The following is an 18,007-nucleotide window of genomic DNA, read 5'->3' as shown; positions in this document are numbered from 1 at the left end:
AACAATTTTTACCTGTTAACAGGTGTGAATGGTTTATTTTATGGAACTGCAAACTGCGATAGTCGCTCTTTTAGTCTTCTATGTCGCCTGGAATTTGGGTGCAAATGATGTTGCTAATGCGATGGGAACTTCTGTGGGTTCTGGGGCTATTACTCTCAAACAGGCGATCATGATTGCTGGCGTGTTAGAGTTTCTTGGTGCTGTCTTGTTTGGACAAGAGGTAACGTCTACCCTCGGCACGAAAATTGCGAATCCGGTTTTATTTGCGACGATACCACAAACTTTAGTGATGGGGATGATTTCGGTACTGCTCACGGCTGGGATCTGGCTACAAATTGCCACAGCTAGGGGTTTACCGGTGTCTTCGTCTCATGCCATTGTGGGAGCGATCGCTGGCTTTAGTTGGGTAGCATTGGGAGTAGAAGCAATGGATTGGTCATCCATTGGTTTAATTACCATAGGCTGGATTTTAACACCAATAATTAGTGGAGCGATCGCCGCTAGTTTGTATAGTTTGATTCAACAATGGATTTTTAATCAACCCCAACCTCTCTCCCAGCTACAAGAATGGATTCCCTGGTTAAGTGCATTGCTATTGAGTGTATTTGGTATTATCGTTCTCCCGACAATCACTCAACCCTTGAGCCAGTTCTTACTCACAGAGGGAAAATTTAATGTTCCCGCTCACGACATTACCCTATTCATTGGTGGAATCGCCGTAATTAGCTTGACCTTGATCAGTTGGCGACAATTGGTAAATAGTCAAATTGAAAACAAAATTCAAGGTTTATTTGCCAGATTTCAAGTTTTGAGCGCTTGCTTTGTGGCTTTTGCTCACGGTTCTAATGATGTTGGTAATGCGATCGCTCCTCTAGCAGTAATTGCCTACATCAACCAACAAGGTAAAGTTCCCAGTGATGAACTCACCATCCCCTTGTGGATTCTGGTTCTCGGTGCGATCGGCATTGTGGCAGGATTAGCAGTTTGGGGTAAAAAAGTTATTGCCACCATTGGCGAAAATATTATTTCCTTAGAACCTAGTAGCGGATTTTGCGCCGAACTAGCCACAGCCATCACTATCTTATTAGCCTCCCGCTTAGGTTTACCCGTTTCCACCTCCCATGCCCTTGTCGGTGGAGTTGTGGGGATTGGACTGGTACAAAATATTAAATCAATAAAATTTGCCACTATCCAGAATATCGCCGCCGCTTGGTTAATTACCATTCCCATCAGCGTCGCCCTGAGTGCCACTATTTTTACCATTATGGCACTAAACTGGCACTAAACTGGCACTAAACTGGCACTAGTAGTTCGTCAAATTTATTTTGACGGGTAATGATCGGAAAAAACTTCTGTTCTTCCCTCCCGCACCCCCACCTCCCCCACCTCCCCCACCTCCCCTACCTCCCCTACCTCCCCCACCTCCCCCACCTCCCCCACCTCCCCCACCCCCCACCTCTCTTCTCCCCCTACTTGCCTTCACCCGTCATTTTCGGGTTGACAGACTACTAGATAGGTGGACATGAAAAAACAAAATATGTTATGTAACAAACAGTAGAATCTCCCAAAACCTATTCCCTGTCGCCTTCTATAAATTACAGCAGTTTGCGATCATGATGGCAACTATCAAGCAATAGGTATTCCGCACGGATTTGGTGCTTGTAGTTAGGTATTCATTTGTAAGGCTTTCATAAGTTAATTAAATTGATAAGTTCGGTGAAATTGTTCAGTTTCCTGCCTTTTCTCCAGGAAACTTAATACAGGTGTTGTTCGCGCAGAGTGCCGAGTAACTTAATCATCAAGGTGTTAGAGGCTAGAAACCGATGGGGCGATTTGAGAAGCGACCAGAAAACCCACGCATTAGAGGTGAGCTATCCAGAGCCGCAGAAAATGCTCTATGGGATGTAGTTGAAGATTTAGAAAATCTTCAACAAAATCTGCTGAGGTCGTTGCAGGAAGACGTAAAACGGCTAGAAACCGAAAAAAATCGCTTATCTGGCGATATTCAAAGGTTAATTGAGGAAAAAGAAAATCTACAACAATCGCGGCAAATCACTGAACAGCAAGTGTTAATCCGTCAATTAGCAGAAGTTCTAGCCAAACATATATCTTCCCAATTACAATCGTCACTGAAAACTTTAGCTACTCAATCCGTAGAGCATAACTCCTCTGATTCATCTGCGCTGCAAAATACTCAATTAAACAATAATGCTATTCATGAAATCGGACAGAATGTCACTAATATGCTAGACAGTCTGGATGGAACGGTAACTATTGCCTTTAATTCACTATTACAAGAACTCAAAAACTATCAAGGTGATCTTTCCCAGCAGTTGTCACGGATGTATAGCCAACAACAGCAAGGGGAAGCCATACTAGCAGAATTTGTCAATCGTCTGCGAAGTGAAGTAGAAAAAAATCGAGATGCTAACTCCGTCAAAACAACAACAGGAGGCGCACCTACAGTTTTACAACTAGCTGATAATCTGCGTGGTGAAGCCATAACTCATCAAAATGGTTCTTCGGAAAAATCCCCACAAAGAATCATGGTTGAACCAGTTGCTTTGATTCCTCATGAATCAGCACACAGTGATTCTACATCAGCAGCCAATGCGGTTATATTATCTTCACCAATAGATAACACTTCCAAACCCAGTTCTTTTGTAAATCCAGATTTACCAACAGTAATACCGGACAATAAAACCCCTGAACCCAGTTCTTTCGTAAATCCAGATTTACCAACAGTAATACCGGACAATAAAACCCCTGAACCCAGTTCTTTCGTAAATCCAGATACATCAGCAGCAGATAAAGCATCTGTACCTAGTTCTTTTGTAAGTCTAGATACACCATCGGAAGATCCAAATTCTGAACTTGGTGCTATTTTGACTTCTAAGGTATTAACAGCACCATCCCTGGGAGATACAAAACCTGAACCACTTTCTGTTTTAACTCCTAATTTACCCACAGGACGACCGCCAACACCAAAATTAAGACGGGAAACAACTCCTAAACAACCAACAACACCTGAACAACCAATTACACCTCAACAACAAATAACTCCCAGACAACAAAGATCCCGGACATCTCCTAATTGGTCACAGTTGCAGATAGGCTTCCTTTTTATTGCTTTGTCTACAGTGGTTTCGTCTCTTTACAACGTAGCAATTAAAGCGATTTTCTTTACAGCTTCTAACCCCTTGGGGGGATTGCCAACACAGCAGTTAATCTTTCCGACATTGGGGAATATTTTCTTGATTTTGATGCTGCGCTTATTAGTGGTTGTGCCATTAATGTTACTTTTATCACCTATATTACATCCTCCTATTTGGCAAGAATTAGAAAATTTATTTGCTTCATTGGGAGCAAATGCAACGCCTACTCAGAATAAAACTAAACAGGCTCTATTTTTGTCAGTAATTAGCGGTTGTTTATTATTTGTATCACAGGTATTTATTTACATTGCTATTGGTGAAGTAACAACAGGAATGGCGATCGCTCTCTTCTTTGTCTATCCAGTTATGAGCGTGTTTCTGTGCTGGTTTCTATTTCAGGAACGTCCTAATTCACTAGTTACTGGAGCAATGGCGGCAATTTTTTGCGGTGAATTATTAGTTTTAGGTAGTCAGTCTACAGGGGTGAATAACACCGCATTGGGAAGCACCACAGCCATTCTATCTGGAATCGCATTTGCAATTTACGTTATTCTCACCAGGATATGTGCTACTAAACTCAAGTTACATCCTGTATCTTTGACTTTAATTAACTTCACCACCATGTTGTTATTAAGTCTTATCTGCTTAATAATTCCATTACCCGGTAATTTAAGTGTAGCAATTAGTTCATCTAACATCCTTGAACTGGTATTAAGTGCATTTATATTAGGTGTTTTAACTTTGTGCGGTTACTTATTCAATAATTTTGGCATTCGTAAACTAGGCTCTCCGTTCTCCTCTTTAATTGGAGCTACAGTCCCGATTTTAACCGTAATTTTCGCCGGGATTATGCTGCAAGAATCCCTAAATATTGTCCAAGTTATAGGAGTTATCTTAGTGACCCTGGGTGCAGCAAGTATTAGCTGGAAAAAACCACCTAATCAGTTACAACCTACTAAATGAGTTGGGGGAGTTGGGGGGGTTGGGGGAGTTGGGGGGTTGGGGGAGTTGGGGGGGTTGGGGGAGTGGGGGAGGTTGGGGGAGTTGGGGGAGTGGAGGAGGTTGGGGGAGTGGAGGAGGTTGGGGGAGTTGGGGGAGTGGGGGAGGTTGGGGGAGTTGGGGGAGTTGGGAGGGGGGGTGGAGAATTTTCTTTTTTCTCTGACTCCTGACTCCTGACTCCTGACTCCTGTTAAAAAAATTCTTGTAAAAATATATGGATATTTCAGAAATAGGCAGTTATGATAAGTTGTTAGATACAAAATGTAAATCAATCTAACGTTCCTCCGTCTTACCCTATACCCCTGCATCCCAACACCCTGAGTATCTAAAGTCTTTGAGTTTACCAGGGGAAGGGGCTAGTTAGTCCGATGTGAGAAACTATCAATTTACACCCTCAGTATTTACCGCCTAAAAATTCCCGAGTCAAACAGTAATTTTTAGGTTTAGATTTAAAATATTTGTGTCCAACTGGGTGTATAATTCTTAGTCTGATTTCAATATCACACTTGTAAACAAGCCATTTATCCGTCTGTAGAATATGACCAACGACATCGATCTGATCAAGCGTCTTGGACCTAGTGCGATGGATCAGATCATGCTTTATCTGGCATTTAGTGCCATGCGTACAAGTGGCCATAGGCATGGAGCATTTTTAGATGCAGCCGCAACAGCAGCCAAGTGTGCAATTTACATGACTTATCTAGAGCAAGGTCAAAATCTGCGAATGACTGGTCATTTGCACCACCTTGAGCCGAAACGAGTAAAAATCATTGTTGAAGAAGTAAGACTTGCTTTAACCGAGGGCAAACTGCTAAAAATGCTGGGTTCTCAAGAACCGCGCTATCTGATCCAACTTCCCTATGTTTGGATGGAAAAGTATCCTTGGATACCAGGAAGATCCCGCGTCCCCGGTACGAGTTTGACTAGTGAAGAAAAAAAACAAATTGAGCAAAAGCTCCCAGACAATCTTCCTGATGCGAAGTTAGTCTCCTCTTTTGAATTTATGGAGTTAATTGACTTTCTTCATAAGCGATCGCAGGAAGACCTACCCCCTAGCCATCAGATGCCCTTGAGTGAAGCATTAGCCGAACATATTAAGCGTCGTTTACTGTATTCAGGAACGGTAACACGCATTGATTGTCCCTGGGGAATGCCCTTTTATGCTCTCACCCGTCCGTTCTATGCTCCAGCCGATGACCAAGAACGTACATATACAATGGTCGAGGACACGGCTCGGTATTTCCGCATGATGAAATATTGGGCAGAGCGCAAACCAAACACAATGCGGGCTGTGGAAGAATTGGATATTCCACCTGATTGGATTGAGCCAGCAATGGAGGAACTAGATGAAATTATTCGGTCTTGGGGTGATAAATATCACAAAGAAGGCGGAGTTCCGATGATCTTACAGATGGTTGTTGGTAATAAAGATGAATAGAAAACAAAATTTTTATGTTGCGTAGGGTGGCATATTTACCAGCCCTACGTTGTAAATCTATTTACTCATGGGAGTTGAGGGTCAAGGCGAAAGTCTCCGGCTTGGGGTTAAAACCCAATGGCTTTGTAGACACGGCACCAAAACCACTAGATCCTTCACTGGCACTAATACAAGTATTTAATGCTTGAACAGGACTCAAATCAATTTCCCGACGTAAACCAACTACACACTCAGCAAAGGTTACTGGTAACAAACTGCGACCACAGGATGTTAAGGTAGCTAGATTTTCTGAACCCTGATAACTTTTACTAATGCTAACTACACAGGTTGCTAAATCCTGTGGACTGCGACTCTGACGACAGGAAGAAAGGGCATCCACAGGTGTGATTTGTGTAAGCTTATGAATTTTTGCTACACATGAGGATAACTCTCGTGGGCGAATTGCCGAAGCACAACTTTGAGATGCTGATGTAGCTGTAACTCCCACACTCAAAAGTTGGGCAGCACAAACTCGATAGTCATTCTCGTAGGAATCGGTGACAGCCAGAGTAGGTAAACTACCGATTAGTAATCCACCTATAGTTATAAATGATGCTGTAAATCCTCTGAAGGAATAATTGTTTTTTTTGTTCCCAAAGTTACTCATTTTTTTCGCTTGTTAACATAACCGGTTTCGATTCCACCAAGGTTATGCTACCGTAGAATCTAGTCCCAATTTTCTACCATCAAGGAATGTCGGTGCTTTTCCCCAAAAATCCACCGAAAAGTGGTGAATTCAAGGGATTGATTTCTTGTGAATATTAGCGGTAAATAAAAGACAATTTAGCTATAAAATGTCTATGCTTTTGGGAACTATGCCATAATGGTAGGTCTGAATAAAATTTTAGAAGGATTAAATTAAGGAAACTCATGTCCCGATATAGAGGACCCCGCCTCAGAATTGTCCGTCGTTTAGGCGAATTACCAGGCTTAACTCGCAAGAGTGCTAGACGTGCTTATCCCCCTGGACAACATGGTCAAAACCGTAAAAAGCGCTCTGAGTATGCTATCCGTTTAGAGGAAAAGCAAAAACTCCGCATGAACTACGGTTTAACTGAAAAACAAATGCTGCGTTATGTCCGTAAAGCTAGACGAGTAGCTGGTTCTACAGGACAGGTGTTGCTGCAATTGTTAGAAATGCGCCTGGACAATACGGTTTTCCGCATGGGTATGGCTCCGACAATCCCCGCCGCCCGTCAATTGGTAAATCACGGTCATGTAACTGTTAATGGCAAACCAGTAAATATTGCCAGCTATCAATGCCGTCCTGGTGAAGAAGTCGCTGTGAGAAACAGAGAAGCTTCTAAGAAGTTGGTGGAAGCTAACTTGCAATATCCCGGTTTAGCTAACTTGCCTAGTCATCTAGAGTTTGATAAAACCAAGTTATCTGGTAAGGTCAATAGTGTAATTGAACGGGAATGGGTAGCACTACAAGTTAATGAACTACTCGTGGTGGAATACTACTCACGTCAAGCGTAAGACAATTTTGGATTTTGGATTTATGATTTTGGATTGGAATTGTTTTTCCTTGAATCTACAATCCAAAATCTAAAATCTAAAATTTGCTTAATTGACTAGCCGCCAATTTGCGACATGGTACGGGTGTACGTGCCGACAGTACCAGAGTCGCGTTGCTTAAAGTTGATTTCTGATTTGATATTTAAAATTTGTCTGACTTGTGATTGTAAGTCGGTGGTGCTAATGCCAGCACGTAAAGCAGTTTTTAAGTCGATTTGACCTGTTTCGTTTAATAAGCAGGGACGTAGCCAACCATCGGCACTTAAACGCATCCGATTACAGCGATCGCAAAAACATTCTGACATTTGGCTAATAAATCCTATTGTACCTTTAGCTCCAGGAATCTGAAATACATCAGCCGGTCCGTTACCACGAATTTGGGATTCTGTCAAGCCCCAACGCTCACGGATTGATTGACGCAAATCGGCTGAAGATACCCAACCGCGATCGCCAAACAAGTCTTCATTCCCAATAGGCATAAACTCAATAAATCGGACGTGCCATTGTTTATCAATAGTTAAAGCAGCTAAATCTAAAATTTCATGGTCATTAACACCAGGAATTACTACCACATTTAGTTTTAATGGGTCAAATCCTACATTATACGCAGTTTGGATACCTTGCCATACTTGTTGCCAACGTCCACGCCCATGATTACCGCTAATTTCTTCAAATATATGTGGATCTAAAGAGTCTAAACTAATATTAATTCTTGTTAAACCTGCATCATAGAGGCTTTGAGCAATAGGAGCGAGTAAAAACCCATTTGTAGTCATTGCTAAATCTTGAGTTTGGGGAAGATGAGCAATTTTTTCAATTAAATCAACTAAGTGGGGACGGAGTAAAGGTTCACCACCAGTTAAGCGAAAGCGGGTAAAACCGACAGGGATAAATACTTCTTGAATGAGGGTAAGCAGTTCTTCATCAGTTAACAATTGTTCCTTGACAATATAATCAAGTTCTGCACCTGATGGCATACAGTATTGACAACGAAAATTGCAGCGATCAATTAAACTGATGCGGAGATAGTCCACCTTGGTTATAATATCGCTAGTTGTCATAAGAACACCCGGTAAGTGGGAAACTCAGCGTCTTTAGACCTGAGAGGGAAACGACACGAGCGGTTTTAACCGCTGTGGATATTAAAATTGAAACCAGATTTTTGATTGGAATCTGGAAACCAACTCCCATTTCTGGGGTAATGTTAGCTAGATGCCTCCGGCACGCTGGCGCGAACGACCTGTTATAAGAGCTTGTTAGGCTTGCAACACTGTTCCAGTGACCTTAGAACTGTTTAATCACAAGCGACAGAGCAGGGAACTAGCTATGCCTGACGGCACGCTGGCGCGAACGCATTCCGGGGTGTCGTGACTCAAATAACGGCTACCATGAGAGTAAACTCAGGGTGGTCTGGTCAGTACGGCTTGCTTGATTACTCTTGCAAGCCAAGTCCCTTTAGGGCTGGGTTACTGACATTGATAAAAGGGGTTATAATTCAAACTATTTTATTATAGAGCCTTAATCATAAAATGAACCATTTATGATCAAATATAGAAATGTTGAATATGAAGAATAAAAGAGAAGTTATCTAAACCTAATCCAATTTAAATATATAATTATTTTGGGTAATTTATAGTTTTTTAGTGGGCATTGTTCACCCTACAAAGATGGAAAATAATAATTTGCAAATTCAAGAATATGTTCATCAAATGTCGTTATTATTGGATTTACCAATAAATGATGAATACAAAAATAGTGTAATTGCCAATTTTGAGAAAATCAAAGACATAGCTGAAATCGTCAATAACTTCCCTTTGCCAGAATCAATGGAAATTGCACCTATTTTTGAACCATAAATGAACCATGAAAGATGCTGTATCTATCGCCGAAAATGTGTTATCAGGTAAAATTAGCGCAGTGGATATTACCCAAGCTGCATTAACTAGAATTGCTGATAGAAATGATGAATTAAATTGCTTTACAACTATTACCACAGAAACAGCTTTACAAGATGCAGCAAATATTGATCAAGAAATTGCAGGAGGGAAAAATCCCGGTGTTTTAGCTGGTGTACCTTTTGCAGTGAAAAACCTATTTGATATTGCAGGTTTGACAACATTAGCAGGGGCAAAAATCAATGCTGAAAATCCCCCCTCTACCCAAGACGCAACCGCAATTAAGAGATTAAAAAAAGCCGGTGCGGTGTTAGTTGGGGCGTTAAATATGGATGAATATGCTTATGGATTTGTCACAGAAAATGCCCATTATGGCACAACTCATAACCCCCATGATTTAAACCGTGTTGCGGGAGGTTCTTCTGGTGGTTCTGCTGCTGCGGTTGCTGGGGGTTTAGTTCCTTTTACTTTGGGTTCAGATACTAACGGTTCTATTCGTGTTCCTGCGGCTTTATGTGGTGTTTTTGGGTTTAAACCTACTTATGGCAGGTTATCCCGTGCAGGTGTAAAATTATTTTCTAGTAGTTTAGATCATATCGGTCATTTTGCTAATTCAGTCCGAGATATTGCCACAATTTTTGATGTTTTGCAGGGTGAAGATGAAAAAGATCCAGTTTGTACAAAACGTCCGATTTCTAAATGTTTACCACAAATAAATCATGATATCTCTAATTTGAGAATTGCGATCGCCGATGATTATTTTACCCAAAATGCAGATATAGAGGCTTTGGAAGCCGTTCTCAAGGTGGCTAATGCTTTAAATGTAAGTGAACATATAACTATTCCCGAAACAAAAATTGCCCGTGCTGCGGCTTTTATCATTACCGCTTGTGAAGGAGCGAATTTACATTTAGATAAATTAAAAAGCCGTCCCCAAGACTTTGATTTTGCGACGCGAGATCGTTTTTTAGCAGGTGCATTAATTCCTAGTAGTTGGTATTTGCAAGCGCAGCGGTTTAGAAAATGGTATCGAAATCAAGTTAGAGAAATATTTGCAAATGTAGATATAATTATTGCCCCGACAACACCCATTACTGCGCCCTTAATTGGTCAACAAACTATGATATTAAATGGTGAGGAAATTCTGATTCGTCCTCATTTGGGTTTATTCACTCAACCATTATCTTTTATTGGTTTACCTGTTTTATCTGTTCCTATTCATCAAGAAAATTATTTACCTTTAGGAGTACAATTAATAGCAGCACCCTATAATGAAGCTTTAATTTTACGGGTTGCAGCAATTTTAGAAAAATATGGTATAGTTCAATAGGTTTCTGTTAGGAATAAAACTCTTTTTTAAAACAAACCGCAGAGGCACAGAGGACACAGAGAAAAAGCATTTTTAACTTAACTGTATTGTGGTGTAATTTATTTTAAATCTTAAATATCGAAATTATGAAAATTTACGACTGGATTGTTATTGGTGCGGGAATTACTGGTGCTGCACTTGCTTATGAACTAACAAAAGTCGGATTTTCTGTCCTTTTGTTAGAACAATATGAAATATCTCAAAATGCTACTCGTTATAGTTATGGTGGAATTAGTTTTTGGTCAGGAAAAACACCAATTACACAACAATTATGTGAGGAAGGTATTACCCGTTACCGTATCTTATCACAGGAATTAAATGCAGATACTCAATTTCGGGAATTAGATTTATTAATGACTATTCCTGTGGATATGAATCCTGAAATTATGCTTCAATCTTATCAAGAAGTTTTGACTCCTCCGCGGTTAATTACTATTCAAGAAGCTTGTGAATTAGAACCTTTATTAAATCCTCAAGTCATATCTGGTGCATTAACTGTTAAACATGGTCATGTTCACCCAGAAAAAATTACTCAAGCTTACATTCAAGCTATGGTAAATTTAGGAGGAGAAATTGAATTTGGGAATTTTTTAGAATTGATCACGACACCTTCCAAAAAATGTACAGGTGTGAAAACAAATACCACTACTTTTTATGGTGATAATGTTGTTATTTGTGCTGGAGGAATTAGTCGAAAATTACTAAAATCAATGGGTATTACTGCGAAAATATATTTTTCTCATGCAGAAATTATTGAAACACCACCTTTGGATATTAAATTACATACCTTAGTATCACCAGCAAATTTGCAAAGATTTCAATTAGAAGCAGAATCTACTCAAATTGATGAATTATGGGATAACCCAGATACTGAAATACTACCACCAATTTTAGATGTTGGTGTGGTGCAATTGTTGGACGGTAGTTTGCGCTTAGGTCAAGTTAGCCGATTTTTAGTAAATCCGCAAGCAGAAATTAACTCAGCAGCAAGTGAACAATGGTTACGAGAAAGCATCACGAAAATATTACCAAGTTTAGGAAATGTACTAGGAATATGGCATCATTGTTTAGTCGCATTTACTCAGGATAAATTACCTTTAATTGGTGCTATTTCTGAATTTTCAGGACTGCATATATTTTCAGGTTTTACTAGTCCTTTTATTTTTGTTCCTCCTTTAGCTGTCCGGTTTGCTAAGTTTGTATCTGGTTATGAAGATGAGATAATTAAACAGATGTCTCCTCACCGTTGGCATGATTAATAGTATTTTGTGAATCTGATTTTATGAGTTTAGCAGCTTCTTGTAATAAGTAATTGGACAAAAATATTTACAGTCATTGCGAGCGAAGGGAAGCAATCACAACCCTTGGAATTGCTTCATTTCACTTCGTTCCATATGGCTAACGCCACGCAACGTTTACGCAATGACATTGTGTAATTAATTTTGTCTCACTACTTAGTGATTGTTCTTGTTGATGAATAACTTCTAAACGAGGGGAAATTTCCGCTAAACGTTGCTATTTCCTGTTCTTGCACTTTTAGATCCCACAAGGGGATTGCGGGAAGGCTGGGAGCCGCGTCTCTTTAGAGCGCGGGGGAAAGCCTACCCGTGCGGTTTTAACCGCTGCCAATATTCTCAACTATGATGCGGGTCATTAATATATCTTTCTATTGTGTCGGCGGCAACACTCCCCGCAGTTGAAAAGAAATAGCTACTAGTCCAAAGTGACGGTAGCTTTTTTAATTCTGGAAACTCTTTTCTTAGATAATTAGATGAGCGTCCTTTAAATGCTTTAACTACCTGAAATATTGCATCGGTTGGATGAATCTCTACAAATAAATGAATATGACCTGGCGCAACTTCTAACGCACGAATATTCCAGTCTTTTTCAATAGCTAATGCCGAAAATATCTCAAAAATCCTATCTCTGATTTTCCCAACAAGTACCTTCTTTCGGCGTTTAGGTATCCAGACTAGATGAATCACGCTCAACCCGACAGCGTGATTATAATGCCGATATTCATAAGAACTTTTTTTCATAGATTTTAGCTATTGACTTCCTTTTAATTGGAGATTAACATAGTTATATCATCAATTACATCAACAAAATAAACCTGTGCAAATACGCTGGAGATTCAAGCTACAACCGAATATTGGGCAACAAGCCTTAATGTCTGAGTGGCTTGTTACTTTGCGGAAACACAGAAATTATTGTTTGGCAGAACGTCAGCGCGGTTTTGAGACTAATAACCAGAAATCAGATGAGTCCGTGATGTACTATTATGGTGCATTCTCAGACTTAGATAGTCGAATTGAATATGGTTCTTATTGCCCTTTGACCTGCCCTATTGTTAAACATGGCATCATGTATGCTGAGTTAACAAAAAATAGCAATGAAGTCCCGCTGCAAACCCAAAAGGCAGCAAGGACGATTTATGGCTAATGGTCAATCTGCAAAACGTGGATTAAATCGCTCTATTTCTGATGCCAGTTGGGGCGAATTATTTTCTAAGATTGCTTGGCTGGCATTGAAGTCTGGTAAACCAGTATTATCCGTTAATCCTCAATTTACTTCTCAAGAATGTTCGGCTTGTCATCATATTAGTAAAGCTAATAGAGATGGCGAAAAGTTCATTTGTGAACATTGTGGTCATATTGACCATGCTGATACTCAGGCTTCTCGGACAATTTTACGAAGAGCTAATTTAAAATTTGTCAGCAAAGACATTAAAAACCTACCGGGGGACTCTTTTGAAAGTTACGCTTGTCAGAGATGATTCTGCCAGTAATGGCAAACAGGATCAGGGCAAGAACCGTACATCTAAGGTAATACCTGAAAAGCGGATATTATTCGAGCAGTTGTCTTGACAATTATTCGATTAAGAATCCCCGCGTCTTTAGACCGGGGAGGGTCAAATTCAGCAGGTAAAACCAGAAAAAAGGTATTTTAATCTAAGTGGACTAAGGGACTTCCAATTAAAAAAATACCCGAAAATTTCTCGTGGTGCGGGCATACTATGGCTAACGCCACGCTATCGACAAGCTCAGTACAAGTCTTGCCTGCTAATCATCAAGGACGGGCAGGATGCCCATCCCACAAAATTGGGTAATTTATTTTTTGGTGTTCCCTTATGACTTCGACTTTTTGATAACATTAGTACCAAGACCAGCAGTAATCACATCAATACCGTCGCCATAGTAAATCGTATCATTACCAGAACCAGTAGTAATTCTGTCATTACCAGAGCCAGTAGTGACAGTATTATTGCCATGACCAGCATTAACAGTATTATTACCATCACCAGCATTAATTATATCATTACCACTTCCAGCAGTGATACTGTCAATACCAGAACCAGTCGTGACAGTATTATTGCCATTGCCGACATTAATATTATTGTCACCATTGCCAGCACTAATAACATCATCACCGCTACCAGTAAAGATATCATCACGTCCATCACCACCAGTAATATTTTTATTACCATCCCCAGTCGTGATGTAGTTGTAACCATTACCAGCGACGATTATATCCTTACCAATACCAGTGGTAATTCTATCATTACCAGCCCCAGTAGTAATCTCATTATCACCATTGCCAGCATTAATCGTATTATTGCCATCACCTGCCTGAATGATGTCCTTGTCACTGCCAGATGTGATGGTATCACTACCAGAACCAGTAGTAATTGTGTTTAGTCCATTACCAGCACTAATAATATTGTTACCTTCTCCAGCATTGATATTATCGTTACCAGACCCTGTAGTAATGTTATCATTGCCGCTACCAGCAGTAATAACATTACTACCATGCCCAGCATTGATAGTATTAGTACCTTCACCAGCCAGAATCATATCATTGCCACTACCACTGGTGATAATATCACTACCAGCACCACTATCTATGTAGTTATCACCGTCACCAGCATTAATTTGGTCAATTCCAGAGCCAGAAGAAATTGTGTCATTACCAGCACCAGTGAAGATGTTGTTATCGCCGTCACCTGCTTTGATATCATCGTCTCCAGAGCCGGTAAAGACATCATCTCGTCCTGTACCGCCAGTAATCTTATTTAGCCCATCCCCGGCAGTAATGTAGTTGTAACCATCCCCAGCAATGATCACATCATTGCCTGTTGTGGTAGTAATTGTGTCATTGCCAATGCCAGTAGTAATGTCATTTGCACCTGAACCAGCATTAATCGTATTGTTACCATCACCAGCCTTAATGATGTCATCGCCTGTGGTAGTGGTAATGCTGTCACTACCAGAACCAGTATAAATTTTATTATTACCAGCGCCAGCATTGATGATGTTGTCACCTCCGTAGGCGTAGATTACATCATTTCCTGAGCCTGTGGTGATTGTATCTTTACTACTACCACCGTAAATGGTGTTATTACCTTCCCCGGCATTAATGACGTTAATCCCTTCCCCAGCGTAGATAATGTCATCACCTGCTCCTGTAGTAATATTATCGTTACCATCACCGCAGTAAATCGTATTGTCACCAATACCAGCGGTGATAAAGGTGTTGATACCGCTACCTCCTTCCATGCTACTGCTACCCGTAGAACTGAGGAAATCAGCCCCATCACCACCATAGATTTTGTTGTTACCATCGAGTCCGTATAATTTATCATCTCCTCCTAGTCCAGATAAGAGGTTATCTCCTGCATCTCCTGTGGGAATTTCATTGTACTGTGATCCCAGCTTTGCGGAAGAGGAGGGGGAATCTCCTGTGAGAATGTCATTGTACTGTGAGCCTTCTAAGTTTTCTACCCCTGTATAGCGATCTCCATTAGCATCTCCTAACAAGCCGATACCAGTACTCAAATCAGCAATTACTCCCATGGTTGAGGTGTAGTAAGAGGCGGTATCAATGCCTGCTCCTCCATCTATTTGGTCAGTAGGTGAGTAAGATAGAAAATTATCGCCTATACCAGTACCACTGACAAGGAAGTCATCACCAGCTTCACCTTTGAGGATGTCGTTGCCATCTTCACCATAGAGTTCATCGTTACCATCACCACCGGAGATGATGTCGTTGCCGGCACCGCCGTAAATCCGGTTCTTGACTGTATTACCTGTCAATTGGTCGTTATAGGCACTACCAATTAAGTTTTCAATGTTGGTGAGGCTGTCGGTATTGGCAAAGCCATCAGTAGCAATGCCAGTGGTGAGGTTAGCAATTACTGCTAGTGGGTCGCGGCGGTAGCTGACGGTATCAGTCCCTTCGTTGCCTTCTAAGCTGTCATTGCCGGCGTTACCGATGAGGATGTCGTCTCCTGCTAAACCTTCTATTTTGTTATTAAGGGCATTACCAATGAGGATATCGTTATAGTTTGAACCGGTGATGTTTTCAAAGTTGGCTAGTTGGTCAAGGTTGCCAAAGCTGTCTTGGGCTGTGTTAGCGGCTATGTTAAAGACTGGTTCTAGGTTGGTAACCAGTGATGTGGACTGGGTGAGTGAGGTAAAGGTTATACCACCTGTGCCTTGATAGCCTTTGGTGCTGTCGATGTTGACGATTACGCCACTGGCAGAGCTTTGGTAACTCATGCGGTCTGTTCCTGCACCACCATCAATAAAGTCAGATCCTTCATCACCGCTCAATACATCGTCTCCGGCTTCTCCGTAGAGGCTGTCATCTCCTGCTTGACCATAAATGATGTCGTTACCATCCCCTCCTCTGAGAATATCGTTGTCTGTTCCTGTACCAGAGATGAAGGTGATTAAGGAGTTCCAAACACCGTTGAAGATGCGACGGATGCGGGCGTTACCTCCTGTGATTAGGTCGTTGCCTTTACCTGTGGTGATGTTGTCATTACCTATGCCACCTACTACTACTTTTTGGGCATTGTCTGGGGCTTGTACTGTGTCGTTACCACCGTTGTTGGGGTTAATGGAGGTGATATCGTAGCCGTCGTTGGTGACGATGAGGTCGGCTTCGTCTGTAAAGATGACATCGCTGTCATTGTTGCCTCTGTTACCTGGTGTAGCGTTTGTAATTGTGTCGCTGCCAGCCCCACCGATGACTAGGTTTTCTGTTCCTCCGTTCAACTGGATGATATCTTGACCACCAATGCTGTTATCTGTGCTGGTAATTTGGGTGAGGTTGCCGGTGCTGAATTTAGCTGTACCGTTGTCTCCTAGAAGAATGTTGCGGTTTGTGCCGTTGTTGGTCGTAATGGTGTCGGTTCCTGCACCTGCGAGGACTGTATTTTTGCCACTGTTTAGTGTAATGGTGTCGTTACCATTACCACTGTTACTGGTAATTTGACTCAGCCAACTATCTGTGTGTTGGATGCTGGCTTCATCTCCTACTAGGATTGTGTGGGTGTTGGTGGATTGCTGAACTGTGAGGCTGTCATTTCCGATTCCCCCGACTACGACTAGCTGATTCAAGCCGTTGATGTTTGTTACTTGCAGGTTATCGTTACCAGCACCAGCGTTAATTATGACTAAGTTACTGACGTTGGCAGTGGTGCTGTTAATGGTGAAGTTGTCTGCACCTGAACCTAAGTTAATATTCAGAGTTTCCGCATTGCTGTAGGTAATACTTCCAGCCATATCTAAACCAGTTACATTGGTGCTGGTTAATATGCCTGTATTATCGTTGGTATCACTAGAATCATTAACAGTGATGGTATCAGTTCCCGCATCCCCACTAATTGTTAATGAAGCAGCAATATTATCTACTGTGTTGCTGTCGTTGCCAACTGTGATGGTATCGTCTTCTGTACCTGAATTCACTGTTGTCGCGGCATTAATAGACTTGATGCGAATACTATCTTGTCCAGCAACAGTATCAATGTTAGTCGTAGCGCGAGTTGCATTGACTATTAGGTTATCATTACCATCGCCACTGTTAACTGATAATATACCACTCGCGTCATTAATCGTTACCGTATCTGCACCTGCGTTGGTATTTAGATTGGTTTGTCCAGTGTGGGTACTGTTAATGGTGAAGTTGTCTGCACCTGAACCTAAGTTGATATTCAGAATTTCCCCATTGCTGTAGGTAATACTTCCAGCCATATCTAAACCAGTTACACTGGTGCTGGTTAATATGCCTGTATTATCGTTGGTATCACTAGCATCATTAACAGTGATGGTATCAGTTCCCGCATCTCCACTAACTGTTAATGAAGCAGCAATATTATCTACTGTGTTGCTGTCGTTATAAATCTGGATATTATCGTCTTCTGTACCTGTGGAAACGTTGGTTGCACCACTGATGGTCTTAATGCGGACTGTATCAGCACCTGCATTAGTATTCAAGTTGGTTTGATTTGTGTGGGTACTGTTAATGGTGAAGTTGTCTGCACCTGAACCTAAGTTAATATTCAGAATTTCCCCATTGCTGTAGGTAATACTTCCAGCCATATCTAAACCAGTCACATTGGTGTTACCTGAGTTCGACGGAAGAGAATAACTTACAAGTGTTGACTGGAAAGAGTTTCAGGATTAAATGAATTTTTAGCGGTTATCAATAATTTCCGGTTATTGACAATTTCTTGGGAATAAATAATATAAATTGTAAATTTTTCTTAAAAACCATTAAATAACATTACTAATCATACTCAAGATTGCAC

General features: G+C 41.0%; 13 protein-coding genes. 9 read left to right on the top strand and 4 right to left on the bottom strand.

Going from position 1 to position 18,007, the window contains the following annotated elements:
- Positions 1-40: 40 nt before the first annotated feature.
- From NG743_RS24715 to hetR, 3 genes are all read left to right on the top strand, one after another.
- The gene (locus tag NG743_RS24715; protein WP_027400600.1) at positions 41-1,285 is read left to right on the top strand and encodes an inorganic phosphate transporter; all 1,245 of its coding nucleotides are present in this window, start codon (positions 41-43) and stop codon (positions 1,283-1,285) included.
- A 538-nt stretch (positions 1,286-1,823) separates the two neighbouring features.
- Positions 1,824-4,118: an EamA family transporter gene (locus NG743_RS24710; RefSeq protein ID WP_257121091.1), complete on the top strand. Its 2,295-nt coding sequence runs from the start codon at positions 1,824-1,826 to the stop codon at positions 4,116-4,118.
- Positions 4,119-4,692: 574 nt separating this feature from the next.
- Positions 4,693-5,592 carry a heterocyst differentiation master regulator HetR gene (gene hetR / locus NG743_RS24705; protein ID WP_027401391.1) on the top strand — a complete coding sequence of 300 codons (900 nt, stop codon included), beginning with the start codon at positions 4,693-4,695 and terminating at the stop codon, positions 5,590-5,592.
- A gap of 61 nt (positions 5,593-5,653) precedes the next feature.
- Here hetR and NG743_RS24700 read toward each other — a convergent pair whose 3' ends face one another.
- A complete protein-coding gene (locus NG743_RS24700; protein WP_051424238.1) occupies positions 5,654-6,238 on the bottom strand; it encodes a hypothetical protein in 585 nt (194 codons plus the stop codon).
- Positions 6,239-6,501: 263 nt separating this feature from the next.
- On the opposite strand from NG743_RS24700, the gene rpsD reads away from it, so the two are divergent.
- Positions 6,502-7,110, top strand: coding sequence for a 30S ribosomal protein S4 (rpsD, locus tag NG743_RS24695; protein ID WP_027401392.1), 609 nt, complete (start codon positions 6,502-6,504; stop codon positions 7,108-7,110).
- A gap of 95 nt (positions 7,111-7,205) precedes the next feature.
- Here rpsD and moaA read toward each other — a convergent pair whose 3' ends face one another.
- Positions 7,206-8,192, bottom strand: a complete 987-nt coding sequence (gene moaA / locus NG743_RS24690; protein WP_257122177.1) for a GTP 3',8-cyclase MoaA — start codon at positions 8,190-8,192, stop codon at positions 7,206-7,208.
- Between the two features lie 624 nt (positions 8,193-8,816).
- Here moaA and NG743_RS24685 point away from each other — a divergent pair.
- The 3 genes from NG743_RS24685 (at position 8,817) to NG743_RS24675 (ending at position 11,672) form a co-directional block, all read left to right on the top strand.
- The gene (locus tag NG743_RS24685) at positions 8,817-9,005 is read left to right on the top strand and encodes a DUF4089 domain-containing protein (RefSeq protein WP_027401394.1); all 189 of its coding nucleotides are present in this window, start codon (positions 8,817-8,819) and stop codon (positions 9,003-9,005) included.
- A 7-nt stretch (positions 9,006-9,012) separates the two neighbouring features.
- A complete protein-coding gene (locus tag NG743_RS24680) occupies positions 9,013-10,374 on the top strand; it encodes an AtzE family amidohydrolase (RefSeq protein ID WP_257121090.1) in 1,362 nt (453 codons plus the stop codon).
- A gap of 125 nt (positions 10,375-10,499) precedes the next feature.
- Positions 10,500-11,672, top strand: coding sequence for an NAD(P)/FAD-dependent oxidoreductase (locus tag NG743_RS24675; protein WP_027401396.1), 1,173 nt, complete (start codon positions 10,500-10,502; stop codon positions 11,670-11,672).
- Between the two features lie 375 nt (positions 11,673-12,047).
- Here NG743_RS24675 and tnpA read toward each other — a convergent pair whose 3' ends face one another.
- Entirely contained in the window at positions 12,048-12,452 is a 405-nt protein-coding gene (gene tnpA, locus NG743_RS24670) for an IS200/IS605 family transposase (RefSeq protein WP_193962874.1), read from the bottom strand.
- Positions 12,453-12,582: 130 nt separating this feature from the next.
- On the opposite strand from tnpA, the gene NG743_RS24665 reads away from it, so the two are divergent.
- Positions 12,583-12,855 carry a hypothetical protein gene (locus NG743_RS24665; RefSeq protein WP_257120677.1) on the top strand — a complete coding sequence of 91 codons (273 nt, stop codon included), beginning with the start codon at positions 12,583-12,585 and terminating at the stop codon, positions 12,853-12,855.
- Complete coding sequence (locus tag NG743_RS24660; RefSeq protein WP_257121088.1) at positions 12,806-13,189, top strand: zinc ribbon domain-containing protein; 384 nt, start codon at positions 12,806-12,808, stop codon at positions 13,187-13,189. Before NG743_RS24665 ends, NG743_RS24660 begins: the two co-directional genes overlap by 50 nt.
- Before the next feature lie 352 nt (positions 13,190-13,541).
- Here NG743_RS24660 and NG743_RS24655 read toward each other — a convergent pair whose 3' ends face one another.
- Positions 13,542-17,813: a beta strand repeat-containing protein gene (locus NG743_RS24655; protein ID WP_257121087.1), complete on the bottom strand. Its 4,272-nt coding sequence runs from the start codon at positions 17,811-17,813 to the stop codon at positions 13,542-13,544.
- Positions 17,814-18,007 lie beyond the last annotated feature (194 nt).

The sequence above is a fragment of the Dolichospermum heterosporum TAC447 genome (assembly GCF_024584745.1).
GTDB lineage: Bacteria > Cyanobacteriota > Cyanobacteriia > Cyanobacteriales > Nostocaceae > Dolichospermum > Dolichospermum heterosporum.
This window is presented reverse-complemented; position numbering and strand designations above follow the sequence as displayed.